Origin of the sequence: Streptomyces chattanoogensis (assembly GCF_001294335.1) — a bacterium.
Taxonomy (GTDB): domain Bacteria; phylum Actinomycetota; class Actinomycetes; order Streptomycetales; family Streptomycetaceae; genus Streptomyces; species Streptomyces chattanoogensis.
Map to the genome: position 1 here is coordinate 57,828 of NZ_LGKG01000207.1, position 23,635 is coordinate 81,462.

Sequence of the window (23,635 nt, forward strand, 5' to 3'; positions counted from 1 at the left end):
GGCAGGTGTCCGAGTTATTGATTGTCCTGTTGGCCGGTGCTGCCGCCGGAGTGCTCAACGCCGTCGGTGGCGGAGGAAAGTTCGTGGCGCTGCCCGCCCTGGTCGCGGTCGGCCTGCCCCCCGTGACGGCGAACGCGTCGTCCACCATCGCTCTGGTACCCGGTGCCGTGGTCAGCGCCTCGGTCTACCGGCGCGAACTGACCCCGGTCGGGGGCGCGTCCACGACGGCGCTGACCACGATCAGCATGGCCGGGAGCGGAGTCGGCGCCGGCCTCATGCTGGCGCTGCCGGCGGCGTCGTTCGAGGCCGCGGTGCCCTGGCTGCTCGCCTTCGCCACGCTGCTCCTCGCGTTCGGGCGCCGCCTCTCGCGTGCGCTGAGCACCGCGCTGGGCCGCCCGGTCGGCATGAGCGCACGGGCCGTCCTGATCGGCCAGTTCTTCCTCGGTATCTACGGCGGATACTTCGGCGGTGCCGTAGGCATCATGATGCTGGCGGTGTGGAGCGTCGGCCTTGGCCTCGACGCCGCGGTCAGCAACCCGATGCGGGTCACCCAGCTCGCGGCCATCTATCTGAGCGCGACCGTACTGCTCCTGATCACGTCGGACGCGCTAGGCTCCCCGCTCGTCCTCGCCACCATGCTGGTCGGCGCGGCGGCAGGCGGCTTCGGCGGCGCCCATCTCGCCCGGCGTCTCCCCGCGTGGCTGCTGCGAGGCGCCCTGCTGACCACCGCCGCGATCACCACGGTCCTCTATTTTCTGCGCAGTTGACCCCATGCGGGCGCCGGTAACACCGAGGGGAGAAACGTGGACGCCTCATCATCCGACCTGGCGCGGCTGCTGCGGGTACTGGCCGTGCGTGTCCTGGTCCTCGCCGTTCTCGTCGGCATCACGGGCACAGCGCTTCTGACGATTGTTTTTGTGCTCGCCGGTCTCGGCCTCCTCCTCGCATCGGTCGACGCGGCGGCGGAGCACCGGCAGGACGTTCCCTGAGGTGTTTCCTCAGGTGGCTCGAGCCGGTGCCCGTCGCGCACGTGGATCGTGGACCGCGGTTCAGAGCACCAGTTCCTCCAGCTCCGCCGAAGCCGGTTCGAACTGCACCGGCAGGCTGCTGATCCCGGTGAGGAGATTGGAATAGATCCGCTGGACCGGCCCGACGATCTCGAACCCGGCGGTGAAGTCGCGCAGCGCGAGCAGCATCTCGGAGATCTCCAGCCTCGCCAGATACGCGCCGATGCAGAAATGCGGGCCGTGCCCGAACGCGATGTGCTTGTTCGGCGACCGGTCGACGAGGAAGCGGTCGGGGTCGGCGAAGACGCGCTCGTCACGGTTGGCCGAGACGTTCCAGACCGTCACCACATCACCCTTCGGGATCCGGGTGCCGTGGATCTCCACGTCCTCCAGCGCGGTGCGGCCGAAATGCATGGTCGGTGAGGCCCAGCGCAACACCTCTTCGGTCGCCGACTTGACGGACACATCACCCCGCTTGAACGACGCCCACTGGTCCGGGTTGGCCGCGAAACTGTGGACGGCGTCGATCATCGCGAGGCGGCTGGTCGCATCCCCGCCGAGGATCAGGCTGTAGCAGTTGAGCACGATCTCGTCCTCGCTGAGGAACTCGCCGTCGATCGTGCTGCCGGCCAGCACGCTGACCACGTCGTCGCGCGGCGCAGCACGGCGCTCCTCGACCATGCCGAGGAAGTACTGGAGGATGTTGTTACGGGCGGCGTCGGCCGCCTCGGCGTACTCCCCCTGGTCGTCCGAACTGATCGCGGACTTGGTCAGGCTGAGCAGGTAGTCCCGGTCCTGGCTCGGGACGCCGAGCAGATCGCAGATCGTGGCCATCGGGATCTTGCTCGCGACATCCAGCGCGAAATCGCCTGCGCCGCGGTCGATCGCCGCCGCCAGCAGTGTCCGGGTGGTGCGGCGGACGTGCTCGCCCACCCGGCTCAGGACGCGCGGGGAGAACGCCTTCAACAGCACATTGCGCAACTCCTTGTGCCGCTGTCCGTCGGTCACCGGGACCATCCGGCCGGCCGCCGAGTCGCCGTCGCCGAGCAGTGTGATCAGGACATTGCCGCGCTCCGAGGTGAAGGTGGTGTTGTCGCGGTAGAGGGCGACGATGTCCGCGTACCGGCTGAGCACCCAGAAGCCGGGGCTGTCCCCGACCGCCGGATGCCGGTAGAGCGGCCGGGTCGCCCGTAGCGTGCGCCAGTAGTCACTCAGGTCGTAGTCCGCGAACGTCTGCGGGTCCGCCAGGTTCACGCTGGCCAGATCGTCCGGAGTCGCGCGGAGAGGCTGGTCTTCCACAGGCTTGATCTCCAGTTCGGACCGGTGAGGAGGATCGGAGAGGGGTCAGAGGGTGAAGGTCTGGGTTCTCGACTGCCGGGGATCGCCCGGACGCAGATGCAGCGCTGCGTTCTTCGCATCGAGGACGACGGCGGCGACGGTGCGCTCCGTGCGGATGTCGCCGTGGTCGGCGACGCAGATCGGCGGCTGCGACAGCAGCGCGAAGTGCGCGTCGGGCGCGGCGTCGGCGGGCAGGTCCCGCAGACCGGATGCGGCCGTCTCGAGGCGGCGCAGCGAGGAGTTGCGCGCGAAGACGTTCAGCTCGTCCCGGCCGGTGAAGTCCGGTGCGAGAAAGTGGTTGGTGTGGACCGACTCCCGTCCCGTCGTCACCCGGTACTCGTCGCCGATGACTTCCACACAGGCGGTCCCGATGGCGTCGGCGAGCACGATCGTGCGGGAGCTGGCGAGGGGCAGCGTACGCAGGACGGCGAGGGCCGACTCCACCGAGGTGGCGGTGTCGAGGAGATGACGGATCGCCAGATACGGTGGCAGGCCCGGGCCCCAGCGCCCGCCGAGAACCAGGTTCAGGCCGACCGCGAGGCCACGGGAGTTGACCCCGAGGTAGCCGAGCAGTCCGGCGAAGCTCAGCACGAGGGCCGTGCGGTCGCCGTGGCCGACTTCGAGTACCGCGATCTGGTCGTCCAGGTTCCCGTTCAGGTCCACGGTCTGCGCCAGTACCCCCGGCCGGGCGTACGTGGTGCAGTCCCCCCTGGTGGGGATCCGCCGGTAGCCCATGATCTCGCGGCGCAGTTGCAGCAGGGTGGCCTCGTCGAGGGTCAGCCCGGCGCCGGCCGCGAGACCGGCGATCTCGGCGGCCAGCCGGGGCGTCGACCGGGTGATCTCCGCCCGGTGGGCGGAGAGGTCGCCGGACAGGCCGGCCACCGACACGGCGGTGGGCAGGAGGTGGTTCAGCCGGGCGACGCCGTCGTCGAGGAAGGCGCGCAACCGCTGCTTCAGGACGGTGCCGTGCGCGAAGCCCAGGTCGTACGGTTCGCCGTGGGCGACGACATGCGCCACCGTGGAGGCCGTCGTCACCCCGCGTCCGCCGTGGCGGTGAGGCGGTCGCGTACCGAGGGCCATTCGCCGCGCAGGATGCTGTAGTACGCGGCGTCGCGACGGGTGCCGTCCGGCATCGGGTTGAAGCTGCGCAGGATTCCTTCTTCGGTCGCGCCGATGTTGCGCAGGGCGCGGCGGGCCTGTTCGTTGCGCCGGTCGGTCTTGAACTCGACGCGCTCGGCGCCGAGTTGCTCGAAGGCGTGCTGCAGCAACAGCAGCTTGGCATGACGGTTGACTCCGGTGCCGCGGAAGTCCCGGCCGAGCCAGGACCAGCCGATCTCCAGCCGGCGGTCCGGTTCGGACAGGTTGCCGTAGCTCATCGACCCGGCGGTGCGGCCCGTGCTCAGGTCGGTGATGTGGAAGACGACCCGCCGGCCGGCTGCCTGGTCGGCGAGCATCGTGTCGAAGAAGGTCTGGTACGAGGCCTCGTCGCTGACCAGCGACACGAAGTAGCGCCAGATGGCGGGGTCCATCGCCACCGATCGGATCGGTTCCCGGTCGGCTTCGGTGACGGGCCGCAGGCGGACGGTGCCGTTGTCCAGCACGGCTGCTGCGCGTTCGGTCCAGTTCATGTCAGTTCACCTCGGCGTGGCGGGACAGGGCATCGACGACCTGGCCGAGCGTACGCATCGCGGCGAGGTCGTGTTCGGTGAAGTGCTGCAGTCCGACCTTGGTGCGGTCGCACACCGAGGTCAGGAACAGCACCTTGTTCAGCGAGGTGAGGCCGAGGTGATCGAATTCCGCGTCGAGTGCGATGGCGTCCGGCGGCAGGTCCTGCGGCAGGACCTCGGCCAGCGCCGCGCGGGCCGCGGTCTCGATGGTGTCAGGCACGGATTCCCTCCTCGGGGTCGATGACGAGGCGGCGGTAGCGCGCCTCGATCTGCTTGCGGCGGGGTTTGAACTGGGAACTGAGCAGTCCGTTGGCGACGGTGAACCGCTCCGCCAGGACGGCCTTGGCGATCTGCTCGTCGCGGTCGAGACCGGTGTTGGCCTGCCGCAGCGCCGCCGCGATCCGGTCGGTGTCCACCTGCTGCGCCGCCGGGGAGACGATGGCCACGAGTTGCCGCTGCGACGGGTTGGTCAGCACGCAGTCCTCGATCACCGGGCTGGCCTTGAGCCGTTCCTCGATCGGCCGTACCACGATCTTCTTGCCGTTCTCGAGGACGATGACGTCGTCGGCCCGGCCGTGGACGAACAGATAGCCGTCCTCGTCGAGATGGCCTAGGTCGCCGGTGCGGACGATCCCTCCGGGCCGGAACATCAGATCCGCGTCCCCGGGCCTGGCATGCTCGTAGCGCGTGGCTACGGGGTGCTCGCTGCGGACGTTGATCACGCCGTCCGCATCGATGAGCACCTCCTTGCCCGGCAGGACCCGGCCGACGCTGCCGGGCCGGTGCGCGCCGGGGTGGTTCTTGGTCACGATGCAGGTTTCGTTGAGCCCATAGCCTTCGAAGATCGGCAGGCCGGCGTCGGTGAAGCAGCGCAAGGTGTCCGGGTTCGCCGGCGCGGAGCCCGTCCACAGATAGCGGATCCGGTCGCCGAAGGTCTCGACGGCCACCTCGGCCAGGGAGGCTCCCGTACGGGCGGCCGTGGCCTCCAGATGGGCGCGTGCCGACTCGAAGAAGCCGGGTACGCCCATCACCACCGTCGGCCGCGCCGTGCGCAAGGCGGCGAACGCGGCCTCGTAGGTGCTGATCGTGACGTCGTGGCCGAACGCGAGCGCCGAATACACCCAGTACCGCTGCTGGAGCAGGGAGAGCGGCAGGAAGACGAAGAGGTCGTCACCGGGGCCGTGCGCGAACATGTCCTGGACGGCGGCGAGCGAGCTGTCGATGCTTCCCGCGCTCGCCAGCAGCGACTTGGCCGGACCGCTGCTGCCCGAGGTGAACTTCAGCGCGGGTGCCTCGCCGAGTTCCCATACCGACGTCGGCAACTCCCGTTCATACGGGGGCAGTTCACGCAGAGAGGCAATCGGGTGCACCCGGTCCGCCGTCTCGTCCTGGTCGGTGAAGAGCAGCGTGAGGCCGTAACGGGCGACGAGCTCGGCCCCGGTCGCATCGAACTTTCCGGGGTCGAACCCCGCGGTCACCGCCTTGATCCGCAGTGCGGCCAGATCGAGGAGCACCCACTCCAGCGAGTTCGCCGCGAGGATGCCGATCCGGTCGCCCGGCCGGACGCCGAGGCCGAGCAGTCGCGCGGCGACCCGGCCCGAGAGCTCCCAGACCTCGGTGAGGTCCCATGACGCGGTGGCGCCGAGGCGGGCGACGGTCAGCCGGTTGCCCGGTCGCGGCGGACCGCCGATCACACGGTTGAGCACGCTCATGACGCCTCGGCAATCCGGGCGGCCATCGCCCGTACGGTGTTGATCCGGACCAGTTCCGACAGCGGGATGGTGATCTTGTACCGCTTGCGCACCCCGGCCAGGATGCGTGCCGCGGCGAGCGAGTCGGCGCCGATGTCGGCCAGCGGGGTCAGGGCGTCCACCTCCGGCACCTTGAGCACGCTCGCCCACAGCTCGGCGAGCTCCCGCTCGATGCCTTGAGCCGGTACCGCGTCGCCGGACGGGGCGGCCTTGGCCCCGGGCGCCTCCCCCGAGGCCAGTTGCGGCCGGTCGACCTTGCCGTTGGCGGTCAGCGGCAGGCTGTCGTGCCACACCACGGCGGACGGCACCATGTATTCCGGCAGTTGGCCGCGCAGCGCCGTACGCAGCTCCTCGGCCGGGCGCCGCCGGTCGTCGTCCGGCAACGGCTGTTGCGGTTCGTCCGGCACCAGGTGCGCCACCAGCCGGTCGCCCCGGCTGCCCGGCCGGCGGACCACCACGGCCTGCCGCACGCCGTCCAGCGCGACGAGGCGCGACTCCACCTCGCCCGCCTCGATCCGGTAGCCGTTGACCTTGATCTGGAAGTCCGCCCGGCCGAGGATGTCGATCTCCCCGGACGGCAGATAGCGCCCGAGGTCACCGGTCCGGTAGAGCCGTACACCCCGTCGCCGGTCGAAGAAGAACTTCTCGCCGGTCGCCCGCTCGTCCTTCCAGTACCCGCGGGCCAGGCCGGTCCCCGAGGCGACGATCTCGCCGGTCACCCAGTCCGGCAGGTCCCGTCCGTCCTCGTCGAGCACATACAGCCTGTTGTTGTCGTTCGGCCGCCCGTACGGGATGCGGCGCGAGCCGTCGTCGTCCGGACCGGTCGGGTGGAGGACGTTCCAGACCGTCGTCTCGGTCGGCCCGCCCAGTGCGACCACGTCGAGGCCGGGCAGGCTCGACCGCAGTGCGGCGGGCAGTTCCGGCGGGATACGGTCGCCGCTCATCATCACCAGCCGCAGGCCGGCGAGCGGGGCGAGCCCCTCCGCGCGTGCCTGGTCATGCAGCAGCGCCACGATCCCCGGTACCGAGTTCCACACTGTGACCCCGCCGCGCGCGCACATCTCGAGCCAGTGCGCCGGGTCGGCGGCCTTGTCGTGGTCGGGCAGCACCAGCGCGGCACCTGCGGACAGCGCGCCGAACACGTCGTAGACGGACAGATCGAAACTGAACGCGCTGACCGCGAACAGCCGGTCGCCCGGGCCGACGCCGAACCGGCGGGTGCAGTCACTGACGACGTTGGCCACGCTGCGGTGGCTGACCATGACGCCCTTCGGCGTGCCGGTCGTGCCCGAGGTGGGCAGCACATAGGCGAGGTCGTCGGGGTGCGCCCCGGGGAGGGGGGCGAGTTCCGGTCCGTCGTCGGATGCGGTGGTGCAGTCCAGCACGAGCGCCGTGCGCTGCCCTGACGGGTCGTCCCAGGCGGCGTTGGTGAGCACGCACCGCACCTCGCCGTGGTCGAGCAGTTCCCGCTGCCTGCGCGCGGGCAGGTCCGCGTCGACGGGAAGGTAGGCCGCGCCCGCCAGGAGCGTCGCCATGATCCCGACGATCTGCTCGGGGCCTCGCGTCATCACCAGGCCGACGAGTTCGTCGCGGCCGACCCCCTGGGCGCGCAGCCACCTCGCCCCGGCACGGGCCCGCCGGTACAGCTCGCCGTAGCTCAGCTCGCCGGTCGCGGTGATCACCGCCGGTGCCTGCGGACTGCGCCGCGCCCGGTCCACGAACGGTTGCTGCAGCAGCTGGTGCGGGCGCGGCCGGTCGGTGTCGTTGGCCGCGCGCCTGCGGTCCCGCTGCTCGGCGGGCAGCAGGTCGAAGCCGTGGTGGTGCCACGCGCTCTCGTCGGTGAGCAGGTCGAGCAGGCGCTGGTAGCCCTGTGCCAGGTCGTCGAGGAGGCCCTCCGGAAAGAGCTCGTCGACGCCGTCGAGCTGGACGACGACACCGCCGTGCTGCTCCATGGCGAACACATTGAGCCGGGTCTGCGGTGTCTGGCTGACCGTGTGCACCTCGGGTCCGAACAACTCCAGCGCGGAGCCGTCCACGTCCGCGAGCGGATAGCCGAGGGCGCTGTTGAAGGTGAACGGCATCCGCGGCTGCCCGCCGCTGCGCAGGCCCAGTTCCCGCAGCACCTCGATGCCGGAGAAGTGCCGGTTGTCGAGGTCGGTCCGCAGCCGCTCCTGCAGCGCCTTGGCCCGCTCGGCGAAGGGCACCCCGCGATCCAGCTCGACGGCGACGAGCATCGGGTCGCTGTACTGCCCGATCGACTCCAGGATGCGCGGGTGGAGGGGCGGCCGGTTGGCCACCGTGGTGGTCAGGGTGAACCGGGGGCCGGCGCCCCAGCACGCGAGGGTCTCGGCGTATGCGGCGAAGAGCAGGCCGGAGGGGGTGACACCGGCCGCGGCGGCGTGCTGCTTGAGTGCCTCCCACCGCTGCTCCGGGACCCGGACGACGCGCTGGGAGAAGTGGGGCGCGGTGATCGCGGACGGGTCCTTCGCCAGCGGCAGCTCCGGATGTCCCCACAGGCTGCCGCCGTCCAGCCGCTCCAGCCAGTAGGCCTTGGCCCGGGCGTACGGCTTGCGGGCGCGGGCGGTTTCGAGGGCGGCCACGTAGGTCTCGAAGGAGGCCTCCTCGTCGGTCTGTTGCCGCTCCCCCGCGTACTGCGCCCACCACTCCCGGAAGAACAGGAACATGCTGATCCCGTCCATGACCAGGCCGTCGTGGCCGATGTGCAGGACCATCCGCTCTTCGGACAGGAGCGACACCTCGGCCGCGAGCAGGGGCGCCGGGGTGGTCGGCAGCATCCGGTGCGACCAGCGTGCGCGCTGCGCGGCGAGCCCGGTGCCGTCGTCGTCCCGCAGGTCGGCCCGGTGGATCCGGACGTCGATCCGCTGCTGCCGGACCTGGGTCTGCGCCTGGGTGAACCGGGAGCGGAGGCAGTCGTGCCGGGCGACCACGGCGTTCAGCGCGGCCTCGAGCCGGTCGACGTCCCAGCGGCCCTCGATCTCGTGGTAGACGTAGCTGGCCACGTTGCCCAGCTCGAACACCTCGTCCCGGCCCGCCAGATAACCCTGTTGCAACGGGGTCAGCGCGAACCCGGGGTCCGGGGTGAGGTGGGCGATGAGCTCGGACTTGACGGCCTTGATCCGGCCGACCAGGTCGGCGTCCACGCGCTCGCGGGGTCCCTGGAGGCGCAGGTCCTCACCGGCGGCGACGATGCTCAGACCGCGGGCGTCGATCTCCTCCAACACCGTGAGATAACTGGTCACTTGGCCACCTCCTGGGCGAGCGCCCGGCCCAGCGCGGCGACGTTCCGCTCGGCGAGCAGCTCCGGTATCGGAATGTCGAGATCGAGCCGCTCCAGGATCTGGTACTGCACGGCGACGGCCTGCAACGAGGACGCGCCGAGCTCCTTGAGCGTCTTGTCCGCCACCGCCGCGTCCGCGGGCAGCCCGAGGGTGCTGCGGATCAGGTCGGCGAGCCAGGGCAGCGGGTCCTCGGCGTCGGGCGGTCCGGCGGCTCCCGGGGTATCGGACGCCGCCGGCTCGGCGGCGAAGAACACCTGGCCGGTCAGGTCCACCCTGGTCCCGGCAGGTACCAGCGCCACGGTCGACGGCCAGGCCGGCCCGCCCTCGTCGTCCTCGCCGAGCAGGGCGGCGAGGCGGGCGGCGAAGCGCGGCATGACCGGCGTGGCGACCCTGGCCAGCAGCCGGGCCGCGGCCAGTTCCAGCGCCATCGCCGTACGGTTCTCCGACTGCCAGCCGGACGCGTCGGCGAGCACCTCCTCGCGGGCGGCGAACGCCCGCGCGTCGGTGACGATGCCCTCCAGTTCGGTGGTGGCCGCCCGCAGGGAGAACCCGTCCTGGCCGAGATGCGCGGTCACGGCGGTGAGGCGCGCACCGAGCCGGGCGGAGAACGCGGTGTGTTCGGGGGTCCACACTCCGGCGTCCGGGACGACGCCGCCGTACCGGGAGGTGAGCCGGCGGCCGAGGTCGGCGAGCCAGCCCTGCCAGCCGTCGATCAGCACCTCGCGCACGGTCTTGGTGTAGGCGTCCCGCTCGAAATTGGTGCGCTCGCCCTCCGCGCGGGTGCGGGACAGATAGAACCGCACCGCGTCCACCGTCTCCGGCGCCAGGATCTCCTTGCCCCACACCGCGTGCCGGCGGCTGGTGGAGAACTTCTGGTTTTCCAGCAGGTAGAACTCGTTGACGTGGTAGTCGATGTCCGGCTCCCAGTCCGGGAACGCGAGCCGGTACAGCACCGGGTAGAGGATCGAGTGGTAGAAGCTGTTGTCGTAGCCGAAGAAGTGCACGATCTTCCAGTCCTGCTCCGGCTTGTCCGCGTGCCACGACTCGCCGATGCGGGCGCCGAGCCGGGAGATGCCGTGCAGGAATCCGTACGACATCTCCGGCCACACCCAGATCACTTGGCCGTCGGCGCCGCGTGGCGCCACCCCCCATCGTGACGGGTGGCTCATGGGCAGGTCGAAGGTCTCCCGCGCGAAGACGCGCTCGGCCAGCTCCCGCAGCCGCGCGGGCACCCGGCCGAGCCGGTGGTGCGCGGCGACGGCCTCGCGGAACTCGTGCAGCGGCAGGGCGAACCGCTCCTGGCTGCCCGCACGGACCGCGCCCGTGGCGCGGCTGCGCGCGTCGGCGAGGTCGGCGACGAGGTGGGGCTCTCCGCACTCCTCGCAGATGTTGCCGCTGGTGGCGGCCGCGCAGGACGGGCAGGTGCCGGACACGTCGACCTCGTAGAGGTACTGGCCGGTCTCCTGGTCGAAGAGTGCGGGCAGGTCGTGCCGGGCCACCTTGCCCGACGCCTCGAGGGCGGCGAAGAAGTCGCGCAGGCCCTCGCGGTATTCGGGGTCCGTGCTGGTCACGGTGTACTGGTCGGGCCGGATGTCCATCAGCTCGAGCGTCCGGGCGATCTCGGCGCTGTACTGTGCGGCGACCCGCTCGGGCGTGCTCCGGTCCTGCTCCGCCCTGGCGACCACATAGCTCTGGTAGTCGTCGCTGCCGGTCAGGTGCCACGCGCGCACCCCGTTCATCCGCTGGAACCGGACGAACGCGTCCGCACCGAGGTACGGCCCGGACAGATGCCCAAGGTGCAGGTCCCCGTTGGGAGTGGGCGGCGTGGAGAAGACGAACACCGGCCGTTCGTCGAAGCGCCGCCGTCCGGTGCGCGTGGCAGCCTCCGCGGCGTGCCGGGGATCGCGCCAGTAGCAGGTCACGAACACGACGTCCTCGTCACCGGTGTTGTCGAGCACATGCGCCTCGAACGGGTCGAACGTGATGACGGTGCCCGGCCCCACCGGATGCCGCGCGCCGTCCACCACGACCTCGCCGGTGCCCGACACGATGACGAACATCTCTGTCTCGTCGTGCTGGTGCGCGTCGGAGCGCCTGCCCGGTGCCACTCGGCCCCAGCCCGCTCCCAGCCCTGCGACACCGGGAAGGTCGATGGTGCTCATATCGATGCCGAAGGCAGCACTGAGCGCCGCGGGGTCGAAGGTGTCGATCTTCATCGCAAACTCCCTTTCACGCTCGGGTACAGCAACTGGACGGCCTCGGCCGCGATGGCCGGGGCGAGGCGATAGCCGGATCCGTTGGCCGCGCCGGCGAACACCACCCGGCCGTCCGGGTCGAGCGCGCGCACGAGCGGCTCCCTGGAGGGGCTGTAGGCATCGCAGAACACGCGCCCGGACGTGCACCGCCGCGCGAGCGCGGGCGCGTAGCGGCTCAGGCACTCGCGGGCCCGCTCCACGTCGGCCTCGGCGAGGTCGGCGCCGACCTGGTCGGGGTCGACGTCCCAGTCCTGGCAGGTGTAGCTGAACAGCCAGTGGCCCCGGTAGGCCAGGGGCAGCAGGAAGGCGTCCTCGTCGTGGAAGACGAGCGCCCGGTCGGCCTCGTCCGCGGGCCGGTCGATGTGCAGGGCGACGATCTTCTTGATGCGTGCGCCCAGCGGTGCGACCAGATCGGCCCATGCGGGGGCGCCCAGCCACGGTCCCGGCGCCAGCACCGCCCGGTCGACGGTCAGCCGCTCGCCCGTGCCGAGCGCGAGCGCCACACCGCGGCCGTCCGGCTCCAGCGCGGTGACACGGACTCCCTCCCGCACCCCGACACGCGGGCGCAGGCCGGTGACCAGGATCTGTACGAGGCGGTGCACATCGGCGTAATGGGCGCGCCGGACGTCCCAGACCGATGTCTGCGGCGGCACGCGGATCTCGGCGCCGCAGGCGTCCAGCGCGGCCGGGGCATCGTCACGGCGGACCGGCTCGTGATAGATCCCCGCCAGGTCGTCCCAACTGCCCCGCGACAGCACCGACATGCCGACCGGACAGATCGGTGAGGCGGGCCGGTCGGCCTTGAGCTGTTCGTAGAACTCCTGGCTGTACGCCGACATCCGGCGCACCCGCTCGCTCGCGCCGCGCGGGAAGTGCAGTCCGGCCGAACGCCTGCTGGCGCCGCTGCCGACCGCGTCCCGGTCCAGGAGCAGCACCGTGCCGGACGGATGCTCGTGGACGAGCTGCCGGGCCACCAGGGAGCCGATGACGCCCCCGCCGATCACCGCGACTGTGCCGGGCGCCATCTCACACCCTCCCCTTCAGCTCGCCGTCCTCGCTGCCCTCGTTGGCCCACCCGACGAAGGAGGAGAGCTGTTCCTCCCGCTGCACACCGCGCAGACGGTCGACGATGCGCTGGCTGCGCCAGGCCAGCAGGCTCAGGTTCTTGTCGGCGAGACCGCGCTGGGTGGGGGTCCCGTTCTGGATGAAGATGTGGTGGTCCTCGGGGCCGTCCCAGCTCACCGCGTAGTCCCGGTCCACCTGGTACTCGCCTTCGTCGCAGGCGAGCCGGCCCGCCAACGGGGCGAGCAGTTCGAGGAGGCCGGTACGGAAGCCGGTCGACCAGACGATCACGTCGGCCGTCGCGTGCTGGGGTTCGTCGGGCCGGTCCTTGTTGACCACCGTCAGCTCCCACCCGGCACCGGCCCGGTCCACGTCGGTGATCTCCCGGTTCGGGTACAGCCTGATCAGGCCGGGCGAGCGTGCGATGAACCGGTGGTGGTAGGTGCGCTGGTAGATCGCGCGCAGCGTCGGCTCGGAGATACCGTCGCTGGAGAGGACGTTCTCCTGGTTGATCCGCTCACGGGTGGCGCGCTCCAGGCCGTAGAAGTACTCCGAATAGCTCGGCATGTAGAAGTCGTTGGTGAACGGTGAGTCGTCGATCGGCAGGAAGTTGCGGCGCCGGGAGAACCACGAGACCCGGCTGGGGAGTTCGCCGCCCTCACGGGAGATCAGGTCGAGGAACGCCTCGGCGCCCGACTGCCCGCCGCCCACCACCACGACGCGCTTGCCGCCGAGATCGACGGCCTTGTCGACGAAGTCGCGCACATGGAACTGACCGGGTGCCTGCCGGTCCGGTCCGGTCGGCGGAATCCACGGCTGGCTGCCGATGCCGACGGAGATGTGGTCCGCGGTGAACACCCGCTCGTCGGTGTGCACCTTGAACACGCCGTCGAAATCGACCGACCGCACTTCCTCGCCGAACACGATGTTCTTCATCCGCGAGCTCGCCCATTCCAGGTAGTTGCGGAACTCCTGCCGCGGCACGGCGTCGAACTGGGCGTTGATGAAGTGGTAGATCCGTCCCTGGTCGTGCAGGTAGTTCAGGAACGAGAACGGGCTGGTCGGATCGGCCAGGCTCACCAGGTCCTTCAGCATCGACACCTGCAGTGAGGTGCCGGGGATCTGCTGGCCGTCGTGCCAGCCGAAGGCTTCCTTGCGGTCGAGGAACAGGCTGGGCAGGTCCCGGTGCGGATACAGCAGCGCGGCCAGGCTGAGATTGGCCGGACCGACACCGATACCGAGCACGCCGAAATGTTTGTCGGTCATTTTTTGCTGCCCCCGCTTCCGGTCGAGGACCACCTGGGTTCGGTCTTCGTTGCTCGGTCGGTGCCGCGCACCTCGTGCCTGAGCCGTAATCGGGTCATCCGAACTGCCCTTTCAGGACGGGGATACGGGCGTTGGGTGAGGGCCGGTAGCCCTCGTGGGAGGGCGTCCCGGTCACCGTGGCGGTCACGCCGAGGGTGATCGCGGCGGCCATGGCCCGGCCGGGGCACCGGTGGGCTCCCTGGCCGAAGGTGAACACCCGCGGATCCGCCCGGCCGGGGCGGAACGCGTGGGGATCGGGGTTGGCGGCCGGGTCGCGGTTGGCCGCGGCGAGCAGCAGCAGGATCGCCGAGCCGGCGGGCACTTCGTGGCCGGCGATGGTGGTGGCGGTCGCCACGAAGCGACGGGTGTTCTGGATGGGCGCGTCATGCCTGGCCACCTCCGCGACGAAGGCCGGGAGATCGTCCGGTGGTCCGTGGCGGGCCGGCGCGAGCAGGGTGTTGCCGATCAGCCCCGCGGTGGCGTCATAGGTCTGCGACAGCAGGCCGATCACGTTGGCGAGCAGCGGAGCGCTCTGTGGCCGGTCGTCGCGGGCGGCCAGGCGGACCAGCTCACCGGTCAGACCGCCGCTCCCGGCGCGCACGTACGGGCCGAGCAGGTCGCGCAGCCGGGTGGCCGCGGCGGCCGCGGCCGCCTGGTCCCCGGCGGTGGCCGATGCGGGAATACACCGGACGAACTCGCCGATGAGCCGGGCCGCCTCGCCCGGGACGTCCCCGGCGAGGCCGAGCAGCGCGGCCACCACCCGTACGGGCACCCCGAACTGGAGGTCCGTCCAGTCGGTCGCGCTGCCCGCCTGCTCGGCGGCCAGCGCGACGACCCGCTCCTCGGTGATCGTATGCAGCGCCGCCAGCAGGACCTGCTTGCGCCGTATCTGCGGGGCACCGTCGGTCATCCGGACCAGCTCGCCGAACACCTCACCGGCCGGGGTGCCGAGGATGCCGCACGGCACCGGCTCGGTCGGCGGCCGCACTCGGCAGGCCGGATCGGCGAGCACCGCGGACACCGCCGATGCGCCGGCTGCCACCCACAGCCCACTGTCGCTGTCGTGGCCGAACGGGCGGTGGGCCACCAGGTCGGCATAGAACGGATAGGGGTCGGGGTGTGTGGCCGCCGTGCCCGGCGTCGCAGGAAGTGGCTGCGTCACGATGCCCCTCGGTGGGTCCGGTTCGGATCGATCGCCGCCGCGATGACCGCCTGCTGCACTTCCGACGAGCCCTCGTAGATCCGCAGCGACCGGATCTGCCGGTACAGCCGCTCCAGCAGGCTGTCGCGGACCAGCCCGGCCGCGCCGAAGATCTGCACCGCACGGTCCACGATCTCCTGCGCGGCCTCGGTGGCGTAGAGCTTGGCGACCGCGGAGTGCCTGGCGTGGCGGGGGCCGCCCTGGTCGGTCTCCCAGGCCGACCGGGCCACCAGCAGCGCGGCCGCGTCCAGCTTCACCTCGATGTCGGCGAAGGCGGCGCGCACCGTGGGCAGGTCGAACAGCTTCCCGCCCAGCATCGGCCGGTCCCGTGCCCTGGCCAGCGCCGCGTCGGCGGCCCGGCGGGCGAAGCCGAGTGCGGCGGCGCCGACGGTCATCCGGAACCGGTCCAGCACCTCCATCGCGATCGGGAATCCGGCGCCGCGCCTGCCGAGCAGGGCTTCCCGCGGCAGCGGGCAGTCGTCGAAGGCCAGGTGCCCGAACGCCCGCGGGGCGATCACCGGGACCGGCTCGACGCGCAGGCCGGGCGTGGTCGCGGGCACCAGGAAGGCGCTGAGTCCGAGCGCGCCCGGGCCGGGGCCGGTCCGCGCGATCACCGTGTACACATCGGCGATGCCCGCGTTGGCGATCCATGCCTTGCCGCCGTTGAGCACCCAGCCGGCCTCGGTCTCGCACGCGTCGAGACCGATCGCGGCGACGTCCGAACCCGCCGACTCCTCGGACACCGCGAAGGCGCCGCACAGCGTGCCCGCGGCCAGTCCCGGCAGATACCGGCGGCGCTGGTCGTCGGTGCCGAAGCGGCGGATCGGGGTGGCCGCCAGTGCCTGGATGGAGAACGCGAAGTCGGCGAGGTCGCCGTGGTACGCCAGCGCCTCCCGCGCCAGGCACAGCGCGCGGTGGTCGTCGGGGCCTTGGTCGAGGAACGCCAGCCAGCCCGCGTCGCCGAGCGCCCGGAGGATATCCCGGCCGACGTCTTCCGGCCGGCCGTCACCGGCGAGCAGATCCCGGTGCTCCGCACACCACGTCACCAGGCGCCGGGCCAGCGCGCGGTGGTGGTCGTCGTACAGGGGCAGGGCCAGGAGCCGGGTGTCGAAGGTGCTGGGGGGCGTGGTCGTCGTCATCAGATCACCAGGTCCACCGGCTCGCGCCGGGCGAGGCCGGCCACCAGGTCGTGCTCGATGAAGTAGGCGAACGAGGCGTAGCCGCGCCAGATCCGCCGCCAGTGCGAGGGCACCGCGTCGGCTCCGGACAGCCTCGCCACGTCGTGCAGGTAGGCGATGATGATCTCGGCCGACTGCCGCGCGTGCCCTGCGGAAAGGTTGTCGATGGCGAGATGCGCCTCCTCGTAGGCGACGTCGAACCCGTGATGGCGCAGTTTCTGCATCTCGTGCATGCGCATGGTGCCGAGTCCGAACATCTCGATGCCCAGGTTGTAGCCGAGGATTTCGTCGTAGAGCGAGTCCGGGAACAGCGCGAGGCTGAGCTGGAACAGCGAGAACCCGTAGAGGTGGTCGGGCAGTTCGTCCTGGTCGAGGAACGCGGTGTCCCGGAGGTGCGGCACCTCGATGCCCAGGCTGGCGAGCACGCGGTAGATCAGGGTGATGTGGTTCTTGGTGAGGTCGCCGCGGCCCATCTCGTCGGCGTAGATGGAGTAGAGCATCCCGTCGCTGCGGCGGGTGTAGCGACCGGTCGCGCCGATGCGGTGGGCCCAGGCGCCGTCGATCATGCTGCCGAGCGCGAAGGTGGTCTGATGGAAGATCACCTCGTCGCGGTCGGGGATCTCGGTCAAGGGCTGGTACGGGTTGACCAGCTTGTCCCAGTAGATGCGGTCGACGCGCTCGTTCAGGGCCTCGGGCGAGTAGTCGAACCAGCTCGCGTCGGTGAGGACGCCGTCACCGCCGTGATCGAAGAGGATCTCGGCGCGGGCGAGCCCGTCCTCGGCGTGCGCGCGGGCGAGGGTCAGGGTGCCGGGGAAGTTCTCGATGTTGACCAGCCGGTGCAGGAATGCGCGGTCGTCGCCGCGGGCGGCGGTGCAGAACCGTACCCCGGGCGGAGGCGCGGCGATCGCCTCCCCGAGTGCGTACGCGGCGTCGTCACCGGCCGAGTTCGGGGTGAGGCCGGGGCCGGGCGGGTCGCCCGCGGCGATCGCCTCGGCCCACCGCTGGAAGGTTGCCGCCTCGCCCTCGTCGAAGATGCCGAACATGGGACCGCCGAATTTGATGGCCCGCAGGAACCGGCACCCGCCGTCCCGCGGCTTCATCTGGGGTGACGCCCGGAAATCGGCGAGGAATCCGGCCAGGTCGACGTCGGGGGCGTGAAACCGTTCGGTCAGCGGCTTGCCGCCGACGCGGACGTCACGGTGCTGCTTGCCGGCGAACGGGGCATGCCGGGCCACGATCCGCTCGACCTGTGCGTCCAGTGAGAGACCCGCATGCCACGCGGCGACGTCGGCGAGCAGGCGCACATGGTCCCGTTCCATCGCCAGCGTGCGGGTGACCGCGGCGCACACCCTGCGGCTGACCGGCGGCGGGGCCAGTGCGAGGTAGTCGGCGAGGGTGGCCCGCAGGTCCGCTTCGGTGAGCATGGGCCGGGTGCCGAGCAGGAGTTCGTCGACGCCGAGCGCGGCCATGACGTAGTGCGTGCCGACCACCTCGGGCAGGAACGTCGCCGGCAGCCTGGCCAGGGCGAGCCGGTAGGCGCCGTGCCATGCGGTGAGCGGCCGGGCCTCGGCCTGCCGCAGGAAGTCCGGCGCCGTGACCTCCGGCAGGAACACGCCCCGTTCTTCCAGTGCGCGCCCGCGCAGTTGGTGCAGGCCGCGCCGGGGGTTGCCCTCGCCGCGCCAGACGAACTGGTGGCGCACCAGGTGGTTCACCACGGTCGCGGGCTGGGTGGCGGGCTGGGAGACCGTGTCGAGCCAGCAGCCCCCGATCAGCGCCAGCGGCGCACGCTGGGCCAGCACGGCGTCCCGCACCCGGCTCTCGGCCTCGGACAACGGCCGCAGCATCCCGGTGATCTGCCGACGCACCTCGGCTGTCTGTTCGGCGAGACGATCGGCCTCCTGCTCACCGTCGGCCGGGGTGTCGGTCTCCCCCGCGGCGCCGAGGAAACCGTTCAGCACATGCCGGGCGAGGAGGAACACCGCCTCGGACTCCTGATCGCCGATCAGCCGGTGGTAGACGGACTCGGGACCCGCGGCGATCACTTCGTGGGCCGTCGCCGCGGTGGCCGGGTCGAACTCGGAGGTGGACAGGGGCGCTACGACGAAGGAATCGGGCAGGGCGAAAGCAGACATGGAACCTCCGGACAACTGTCCTCAGGCTGTTCGGCTCGTGGCCGTGTGCGGCTCATGGCCTGGGTCTTCGGCTCGTGACCTTGGAGTTCAGCTGGTGGCCGTGGAGTTCAGCTGGTGGCCGTGGTGGGTTGGTGCAGCAACATGGCGGCGCGGGAACCCGGCACGCTCGCGGCGAGCAGGTAGTACCCGCCTGGCTCGGTGCGGCGGTCGGCGAGGTTGATCAGCGGGTCGGCGGCGAAGCAGTGGCCGGTCCGGGCGGTGTTGGCGGTGTCGAGCTGCCCGAGCGTGAAACCGGCCAGGCGTTCCTTCATCACGACGATCGGGAGGTACAGGTTGGTGTGCAGCACGCCGGCCAGGTCGCCGGGGGTCAGGCCGTGCCGGGTCAGCAGGGAGTCGTTGACTTGCCTCGACAGATCCGCGCTGATGTCGTTGTGCCAGTCCAGCGCCCGGTTGTCCTGTGCGCCGGCCGAGCCCAGGATCTCGTAGTCGCCCGGTTGCGCGGTGACCAGGCAGCCGGCGGCGCCGTCGCTGAAGAGGGCGAAGTTCTCCATACGGGCGGACTCCGTGGCGCAGCGGTCCGCGGTGATCACCAGGACGGTGCGGTAGGTGCCGGCCCGGACGAACGCCTCGGCCACGCCGAGTCCGGTCACCAGGTTGGTGCATCGGTTGAGGGTCAGGCCGAGGAAGCCGCAGTCGAGACCGAGGCCGCTCATGACCGTCTCCATGAACCTGCCGTGGGTGTGCGCGTCGCCGGGGAACTGCGTCGAGCACAACACCAGGAAGTCCACGTCCGCCGGGCCGACGACCGGTTTCCCGGTCCCGGTGTCCCTCCCCCCGGCCGCGATGACCGTCTTCCCGGTCTCGATGACCAGCTCCTCCAGCGGTTTCTCGGTGCGGTGGACCTTGCCCCAGCCCCACAGCCGTGCGTCGGGCTGCATGCCGTACTCCCGAGCGCGCGCGGCGAAGCCGGGGATCTCGTGGTGGTCCTGCTCGATCTCGCCGAGCAGATAGCCGGGGGCGGTGAGGTAGGCGGGGGTCATGACCCGCTCAGCAGGGCGTTGGATTCGGCGTAGCCGAGCGCGGACCTGGCGAATCCGAAGGTGCCCGGCCCCGCGAGTTCGGCCGCCGCGTCCAGCACCGCGGTCAGCGCGGCCCTGGGCAGCGCCGAGCCGAGGCTGATCCGGCGGACCCCCAGGGCGCCCAGCTCGGTGACCGACCGTTCGAGGAGGGGGCCGGCCGCGAGCACGTTGACCGGCTTGTCCAGTGAGGAGCAGACCGCCCTGACGGCCTCGGTGCTCGGCAGCGCCGGTGCGTAGAGCACATCCGCGCCGGCTTCCGCGAATGCCTGGAGCCGGCGGACGGTGTCGTGGAGGTCAGGGCGTCCGTGGAAGAAGTTGTCGGCGCGGGCGGTCACGGTGAAGGGGAACGGTTGCGCGCGGGCGGCTCGGCCCCTGCTGAAGGCGAGACCGGCGCTGGTCGTCGCGAGCGCGGCGAAGCCGTGGGCGGCGAGGAGCCGCGCGGTTCCGGCGTCCCATGGGTTGGGCAGGATGAAGGTGCCGGTGCGGTGCAGTTCGGAGAAGGCGACGGCCTTGCTACGTTGCTCGGTCATGCATCCCTTTCTCGGTTGCCGCCCGGTCTAAATCAGCTCGACCGGTAATGCCTCCGCCGCACGGCGGATTACGTCGGTGACCGCTTCCGGATGGTGCTCGAAATAGAAGTGGCCGCCCTCGGACCAGTGCCTCTCGGGCTCGCCAACACCCTCACGCGACCAGTCCGCCAGGTCGTCGGGGCGGACCAGCGGATCGTCGACACCGTTGACCAGCGAGATCCCGAACGGCAGTGCCGGGGCGGGGCGATACCGATACTCCGCGACCCTTTCGAAATCGGCTCGGACATCGGGCAGGATGAATTCCTGCAGTTCGGGATCGGCCACGATCTCGGGCCGCAATCCCCCGTAGAGCGCGACCGCGTCGGTGAGGCGGTGGCCGTCGAGCCCCGCCACCTCGACCATCCGCGGCGTCGGGTGCAGGGCCGGCGCGACACAGCCGGAAGCGATCAGGTGCGCGGGGCGATCGCCGAGCCTGCGGGCGACCTCGAAGGCGATCAGCGCCCCAAGACTGTGCCCGAACAGCAGAAACGGCCCGGTGCGGTGCGCCGCGATCCGCTCGGCGACCTGATCGCAGAGCGTCTCGATCCCGGTGCGCTCGGGCGGCGTGACCGCTACCAGTGCGGTCACTCCCGCCAACGCCTCCTGCCACTCGACGAACGCCTGCGCCCGGCCGCCGGCATGCGCAAAGCAGTAGGTACGGGGCCACCCCGACGGCACGGCGCGTGCCGTCTCGAACCATGAATCCATCCGCGTTTCCCCTCCTGTCGAGCCCAGGCAAAACGTTTCCTCCTTCTGCCGAGCCCCAGGTAAAACAGGGTCGCCGTCCGGACGGTGAACTCAGGAAAAGCCTCGCTCGTCGACCGCAGTTGATGATCCGATCCACGGAAGACGGATTCAATTGTTGACCGCTACATGGAGTTGTCAAGTGCCAGGGGACCTTACCCGTGAGCATGCGGAGCACTTTCCGACGGCGAAAATCCGCCATGCCCAAAAATCACCGGAGAAAACCTCACGACATGAGTTCAGCCATGATCAAGAGCGCTTTCAGGAATTCCTTGCCGTGAAAGCGGCAGCCACTGGCCGAAAACACGAGCATGTGCTGCGCACGAACTCTCCCCGTCTCACCCGCATCAGCCATAACAGGCCGATCGGCGGCAATCCGTAGACGTTCGAGTGAGCAGGCCGGGCAGTTGAACACCGGAGTGGGGGCGGTGGGATGGCAGCCGGACAGGTCCTAACGCCAGAGAGCGGCCACCGCCGGCGCCGCGTGCAGGCCCTGTTCGTGGCCGGCGCGGGCGGCGGACTCCCGCACCGCGGGGTCGAGCAGGTCCGGCCCGATCGCCGACGCCGAGGAGTCGTCCGGGCGGATCACCGAGACCTTCGCTCCCCGCCCACGCAGCGCGGCCACTTGGTCGTCGAGGTGGGTCCTGCCGGGAGCCGCCATGACCTGAAGCACGAGTATCCGGTCGCACCCCGCGGCAAGGTCGGCGTTCTCCGTCGTGCGGATCCCGCCGTCGACGTAGCGCCGCCCGTCGATCGTGACCGGCGGCCAGGCTCCCGGCACCGCACAGCTCGCCGTCACCGCGTCCACGAGAGCGACGCCCGACGCCGGGCCGAACACCCGCTCCGCACCGGTTTCCGCATCCACCGCCACGATCTTCAACTCCGACCGCGGCCAGTCGTGCGAGGGCAGCCGGGCCTCGATCACCGCGCGCCGCTCGGCTTCCGTGACGGTCGGCGCGGCCAGCGCCATGGCGCCCAGCCGGCGTCGCAGGTCGAGAGCGTCCGTAGCGCCGTCATGGGCGTCGAGAGACAGCTCCAGCAAGTCATCGGTATCGAGGACGGGCGACAGTTCGGGTGCCTGGAGTGCCGGATCGATCTGGCGGGCGAGCAACTCCCCGAGCGGGGTGCCACTGGTGATCTGCGCGGCCACCGTCGACCCCGCGGACGTGCCGACGATCACGTCCGCGTCCAGGATGTCGACGCCCCCTTCGAGAAGTCCGGCCAACAGGCCCGTCTGCCATGCGACTCCCGCCACACCGCCGCCGCCGAGTACCAGCCCATGTCGAATCATCTGCCGACGATACGTCCAGGGCGCCGGAGCCCTCCGCCTGGAATCAGCCGAAACCCCCGAGTTCCACGGTGAGGTGGCACTGCCCCGTCGAGCCCACTGCCGAACTCCCCGCCCGGGGCAGTGGATGCGGCGACGACGTCGCGGACGTCCACAAGGGACACCACCACGTCGCGCCCCTCGCCTACCGTGCGCCGCGCCGCCGCACCAACCGCTCGAAGCGCACCATGTCCCGCGGCCCGCGGGCGAAGGTCTGCACCGCGAGCGGCGGGGCGAACCGGCGGCGGGTGAGGGCCTGCGGGGCCGCGAACTCGCGCAGCCCGTCCGCCCCGTGGATACGTCCGAACCCGGAGCGGCCACGGCCGCCGAAGGGCAGCGCACCCACGGCCGTGAAGGTCAGGACATCATTCACGCTCACCATGCCGGCGTGCAGGGACCGGGCCAGGCGCACCCCGCCCCGCCGCGCGAAGACCGCGCCGCCGAGCCCGTACGCGCTGGCGTTGGTCCGCGCCACCCCCTCGGCCGCGTCCCGTACCCGGTTCACGACGAGCACCGGACCGAACGTCTCCTCCCGCACCGCGTCCGCGTCCTCGGGCACATCGGCGAGCACGACCGGTCCGGTCACATACGGCGGCACCACCGACTCGGGCCCGCCCGCAACGGCCCGCGCGCCTCGGGCCAGCGCGTCGTCGATATGGCGGCGTACGACATCGAGCTGTCCCGCGAGGGCCATGCGCCCGTAGTCGCCGTCCGCCCCGCCCTCGATGTCCCTCGCCCGCTGAGCGATCCGCTGGAGGAACCGTTCATGGACGGCCTCGGCCACATAGACCCGCTCGATACCCGCACACGACTGCCCGGCATTGGAACAGCCGCCCCACAGCGCCGCCTCCACGGCCGCGTCGACGTCCGCGTCCTCGGCGACCACCAGCGCGTCCTTGCCCCCGAGTTCGAGCAGAACCGGGGTGAGGGTGGGGGCACAGGCCGCGAGGACACGGGCGCCGGTGCCGGGCGACCCGGTGAACGCGACCTTGTCGACGCCGGAACGGCACAGCGCGGCGCCCGCCGCCCCGTCCCCCGTCACCACCTCGAAGACGGGCGAGTCCGGTACGGCCTCCGCGAAGGTGTCGGCGAGCCAGCGTCCCGTTCCGGGGGTGTGCTCGCTGGGTTTCAGGACCACCGCGTTGCCCGCCGCGAGCGCGTACGAGACGGAGCCGAGCGGGGTGTGGACGGGGTAGTTCCAGGGCCCGATGACGCCGATGACCCCGTACGGGCGGTACTCCACCGTCGACCGCTGATGGAGCATCAGCAGCCCGGAGCGTACGGAGCGGCGGCGCAGTACGGGACCCGCGTTGCGAGCGGCCCAGCCCAGGTGCTCGAAGGCCGCGGCCAGCTCGATGAGCGCGTCCGCGCGCACCTTGCCCGCCTCGTCCTCCAGGAGGCCGACGATCTCGTCGAGGCGGCGCGTCATGACACGCCGCCACCGCAGCAGTCGCGCGCCCCGCTCACGGTGGCCGAGCGCGTCCCACGCGGGAGCGGCGGCGCGGGCGCGGCGGACGGCGGCGCCGACGGCGGCCTCCGGACCCTCATGACCGCTCAACTTCGTCTCATCCACCGCAACTTGGGCATACGACATGGCCCATCCCACCCCTCGTTCAGAACGATACGGACCGTTCTGAAACTACTACCCCTCGGCCCCCTGGTCGAGAGGTCAAGACGATCCGTATCGTGTTCGCAGCTGATGCTCACCGCGCACAGCCGAA

Annotated in this window: 20 protein-coding genes; 3 read left to right on the plus strand and 17 right to left on the minus strand. The window is 71.1% G+C overall.

The window, feature by feature from the left end; genetic code table 11:
- Nucleotides 1-5 precede the first annotated feature (5 nt).
- Both ADL29_RS38785 and ADL29_RS38790 read left to right on the plus strand, forming a co-directional pair.
- Complete coding sequence (locus tag ADL29_RS38785; protein ID WP_053928174.1) at nt 6-767, plus strand: sulfite exporter TauE/SafE family protein; 762 nt, start codon at nt 6-8, stop codon at nt 765-767.
- Nucleotides 768-803: 36 nt separating this feature from the next.
- Nucleotides 804-989 carry a hypothetical protein gene (locus tag ADL29_RS38790; RefSeq protein WP_046929676.1) on the plus strand — a complete coding sequence of 62 codons (186 nt, stop codon included), beginning with the start codon at nt 804-806 and terminating at the stop codon, nt 987-989.
- 60 nt (nt 990-1,049) lie between these two features.
- Here ADL29_RS38790 and ADL29_RS38795 read toward each other — a convergent pair whose 3' ends face one another.
- The 15 genes from ADL29_RS38795 to ADL29_RS38865 form a co-directional block, all read right to left on the minus strand.
- Nucleotides 1,050-2,306, minus strand: coding sequence for a cytochrome P450 (locus ADL29_RS38795; protein WP_053928175.1), 1,257 nt, complete (start codon nt 2,304-2,306; stop codon nt 1,050-1,052).
- 45 nt (nt 2,307-2,351) lie between these two features.
- On the minus strand, nt 2,352-3,380 hold the full coding sequence (locus ADL29_RS38800; protein WP_245689813.1) for a C45 family autoproteolytic acyltransferase/hydrolase: 1,029 nt from the start codon (nt 3,378-3,380) through the stop codon (nt 2,352-2,354).
- Nucleotides 3,377-3,973 carry a GNAT family N-acetyltransferase gene (locus ADL29_RS38805; protein WP_053928176.1) on the minus strand — a complete coding sequence of 199 codons (597 nt, stop codon included), beginning with the start codon at nt 3,971-3,973 and terminating at the stop codon, nt 3,377-3,379. Before ADL29_RS38805 ends, ADL29_RS38800 begins: the two co-directional genes overlap by 4 nt.
- 1 nt (nt 3,974) lies before the next feature.
- The gene (locus ADL29_RS38810) at nt 3,975-4,232 is read right to left on the minus strand and encodes an acyl carrier protein (protein WP_053928177.1); all 258 of its coding nucleotides are present in this window, start codon (nt 4,230-4,232) and stop codon (nt 3,975-3,977) included.
- On the minus strand, nt 4,225-5,724 hold the full coding sequence (locus ADL29_RS38815; protein ID WP_053928178.1) for an AMP-binding protein: 1,500 nt from the start codon (nt 5,722-5,724) through the stop codon (nt 4,225-4,227). The genes ADL29_RS38810 and ADL29_RS38815 overlap by 8 nt, the downstream gene beginning before the upstream one ends.
- The gene (locus ADL29_RS38820; RefSeq protein ID WP_053928179.1) at nt 5,721-9,023 is read right to left on the minus strand and encodes a non-ribosomal peptide synthetase; all 3,303 of its coding nucleotides are present in this window, start codon (nt 9,021-9,023) and stop codon (nt 5,721-5,723) included. Before ADL29_RS38820 ends, ADL29_RS38815 begins: the two co-directional genes overlap by 4 nt.
- Nucleotides 9,020-11,278, minus strand: a complete 2,259-nt coding sequence (locus ADL29_RS38825) for a class I tRNA ligase family protein (protein ID WP_053928180.1) — start codon at nt 11,276-11,278, stop codon at nt 9,020-9,022. Before ADL29_RS38825 ends, ADL29_RS38820 begins: the two co-directional genes overlap by 4 nt.
- Nucleotides 11,275-12,342 carry an NAD(P)/FAD-dependent oxidoreductase gene (locus ADL29_RS38830; protein WP_053928181.1) on the minus strand — a complete coding sequence of 356 codons (1,068 nt, stop codon included), beginning with the start codon at nt 12,340-12,342 and terminating at the stop codon, nt 11,275-11,277. Before ADL29_RS38830 ends, ADL29_RS38825 begins: the two co-directional genes overlap by 4 nt.
- Nucleotide 12,343: 1 nt before the next feature.
- Nucleotides 12,344-13,645 carry a lysine N(6)-hydroxylase/L-ornithine N(5)-oxygenase family protein gene (locus tag ADL29_RS38835; protein WP_053928182.1) on the minus strand — a complete coding sequence of 434 codons (1,302 nt, stop codon included), beginning with the start codon at nt 13,643-13,645 and terminating at the stop codon, nt 12,344-12,346.
- A 94-nt stretch (nt 13,646-13,739) separates the two neighbouring features.
- Nucleotides 13,740-14,846 carry a cytochrome P450 gene (locus tag ADL29_RS38840; RefSeq protein WP_107095193.1) on the minus strand — a complete coding sequence of 369 codons (1,107 nt, stop codon included), beginning with the start codon at nt 14,844-14,846 and terminating at the stop codon, nt 13,740-13,742.
- A complete protein-coding gene (locus tag ADL29_RS38845; RefSeq protein WP_053928183.1) occupies nt 14,843-16,024 on the minus strand; it encodes an acyl-CoA dehydrogenase family protein in 1,182 nt (393 codons plus the stop codon). The genes ADL29_RS38840 and ADL29_RS38845 overlap by 4 nt, the downstream gene beginning before the upstream one ends.
- Entirely contained in the window at nt 16,024-18,195 is a 2,172-nt protein-coding gene (locus ADL29_RS38850) for an iron-containing redox enzyme family protein (RefSeq protein ID WP_053928184.1), read from the minus strand. The genes ADL29_RS38845 and ADL29_RS38850 overlap by 1 nt, the downstream gene beginning before the upstream one ends.
- Before the next feature lie 107 nt (nt 18,196-18,302).
- The gene (locus tag ADL29_RS38855) at nt 18,303-19,235 is read right to left on the minus strand and encodes a beta-ketoacyl-[acyl-carrier-protein] synthase family protein (RefSeq protein ID WP_053928185.1); all 933 of its coding nucleotides are present in this window, start codon (nt 19,233-19,235) and stop codon (nt 18,303-18,305) included.
- Complete coding sequence (locus ADL29_RS38860) at nt 19,232-19,804, minus strand: isocitrate lyase/phosphoenolpyruvate mutase family protein (RefSeq protein WP_053928186.1); 573 nt, start codon at nt 19,802-19,804, stop codon at nt 19,232-19,234. The genes ADL29_RS38855 and ADL29_RS38860 overlap by 4 nt, the downstream gene beginning before the upstream one ends.
- 27 nt (nt 19,805-19,831) lie before the next feature.
- Nucleotides 19,832-20,551: a thioesterase II family protein gene (locus tag ADL29_RS38865; RefSeq protein ID WP_053928187.1), complete on the minus strand. Its 720-nt coding sequence runs from the start codon at nt 20,549-20,551 to the stop codon at nt 19,832-19,834.
- 178 nt (nt 20,552-20,729) lie between these two features.
- On the opposite strand from ADL29_RS38865, the gene ADL29_RS43895 reads away from it, so the two are divergent.
- On the plus strand, nt 20,730-20,969 hold the full coding sequence (locus tag ADL29_RS43895) for a hypothetical protein (protein WP_157878688.1): 240 nt from the start codon (nt 20,730-20,732) through the stop codon (nt 20,967-20,969).
- Nucleotides 20,970-21,038: 69 nt separating this feature from the next.
- On the opposite strand, the gene ADL29_RS38870 is transcribed toward ADL29_RS43895, so the two are convergent.
- Together ADL29_RS38870 and ADL29_RS38875 are read right to left on the minus strand one after the other, a co-directional pair.
- Nucleotides 21,039-21,878, minus strand: coding sequence for a patatin-like phospholipase family protein (locus tag ADL29_RS38870; RefSeq protein WP_053928188.1), 840 nt, complete (start codon nt 21,876-21,878; stop codon nt 21,039-21,041).
- Nucleotides 21,879-22,059: 181 nt separating this feature from the next.
- On the minus strand, nt 22,060-23,472 hold the full coding sequence (locus ADL29_RS38875; protein ID WP_245689814.1) for an aldehyde dehydrogenase family protein: 1,413 nt from the start codon (nt 23,470-23,472) through the stop codon (nt 22,060-22,062).
- Nucleotides 23,473-23,635: the final 163 nt, after the last annotated feature.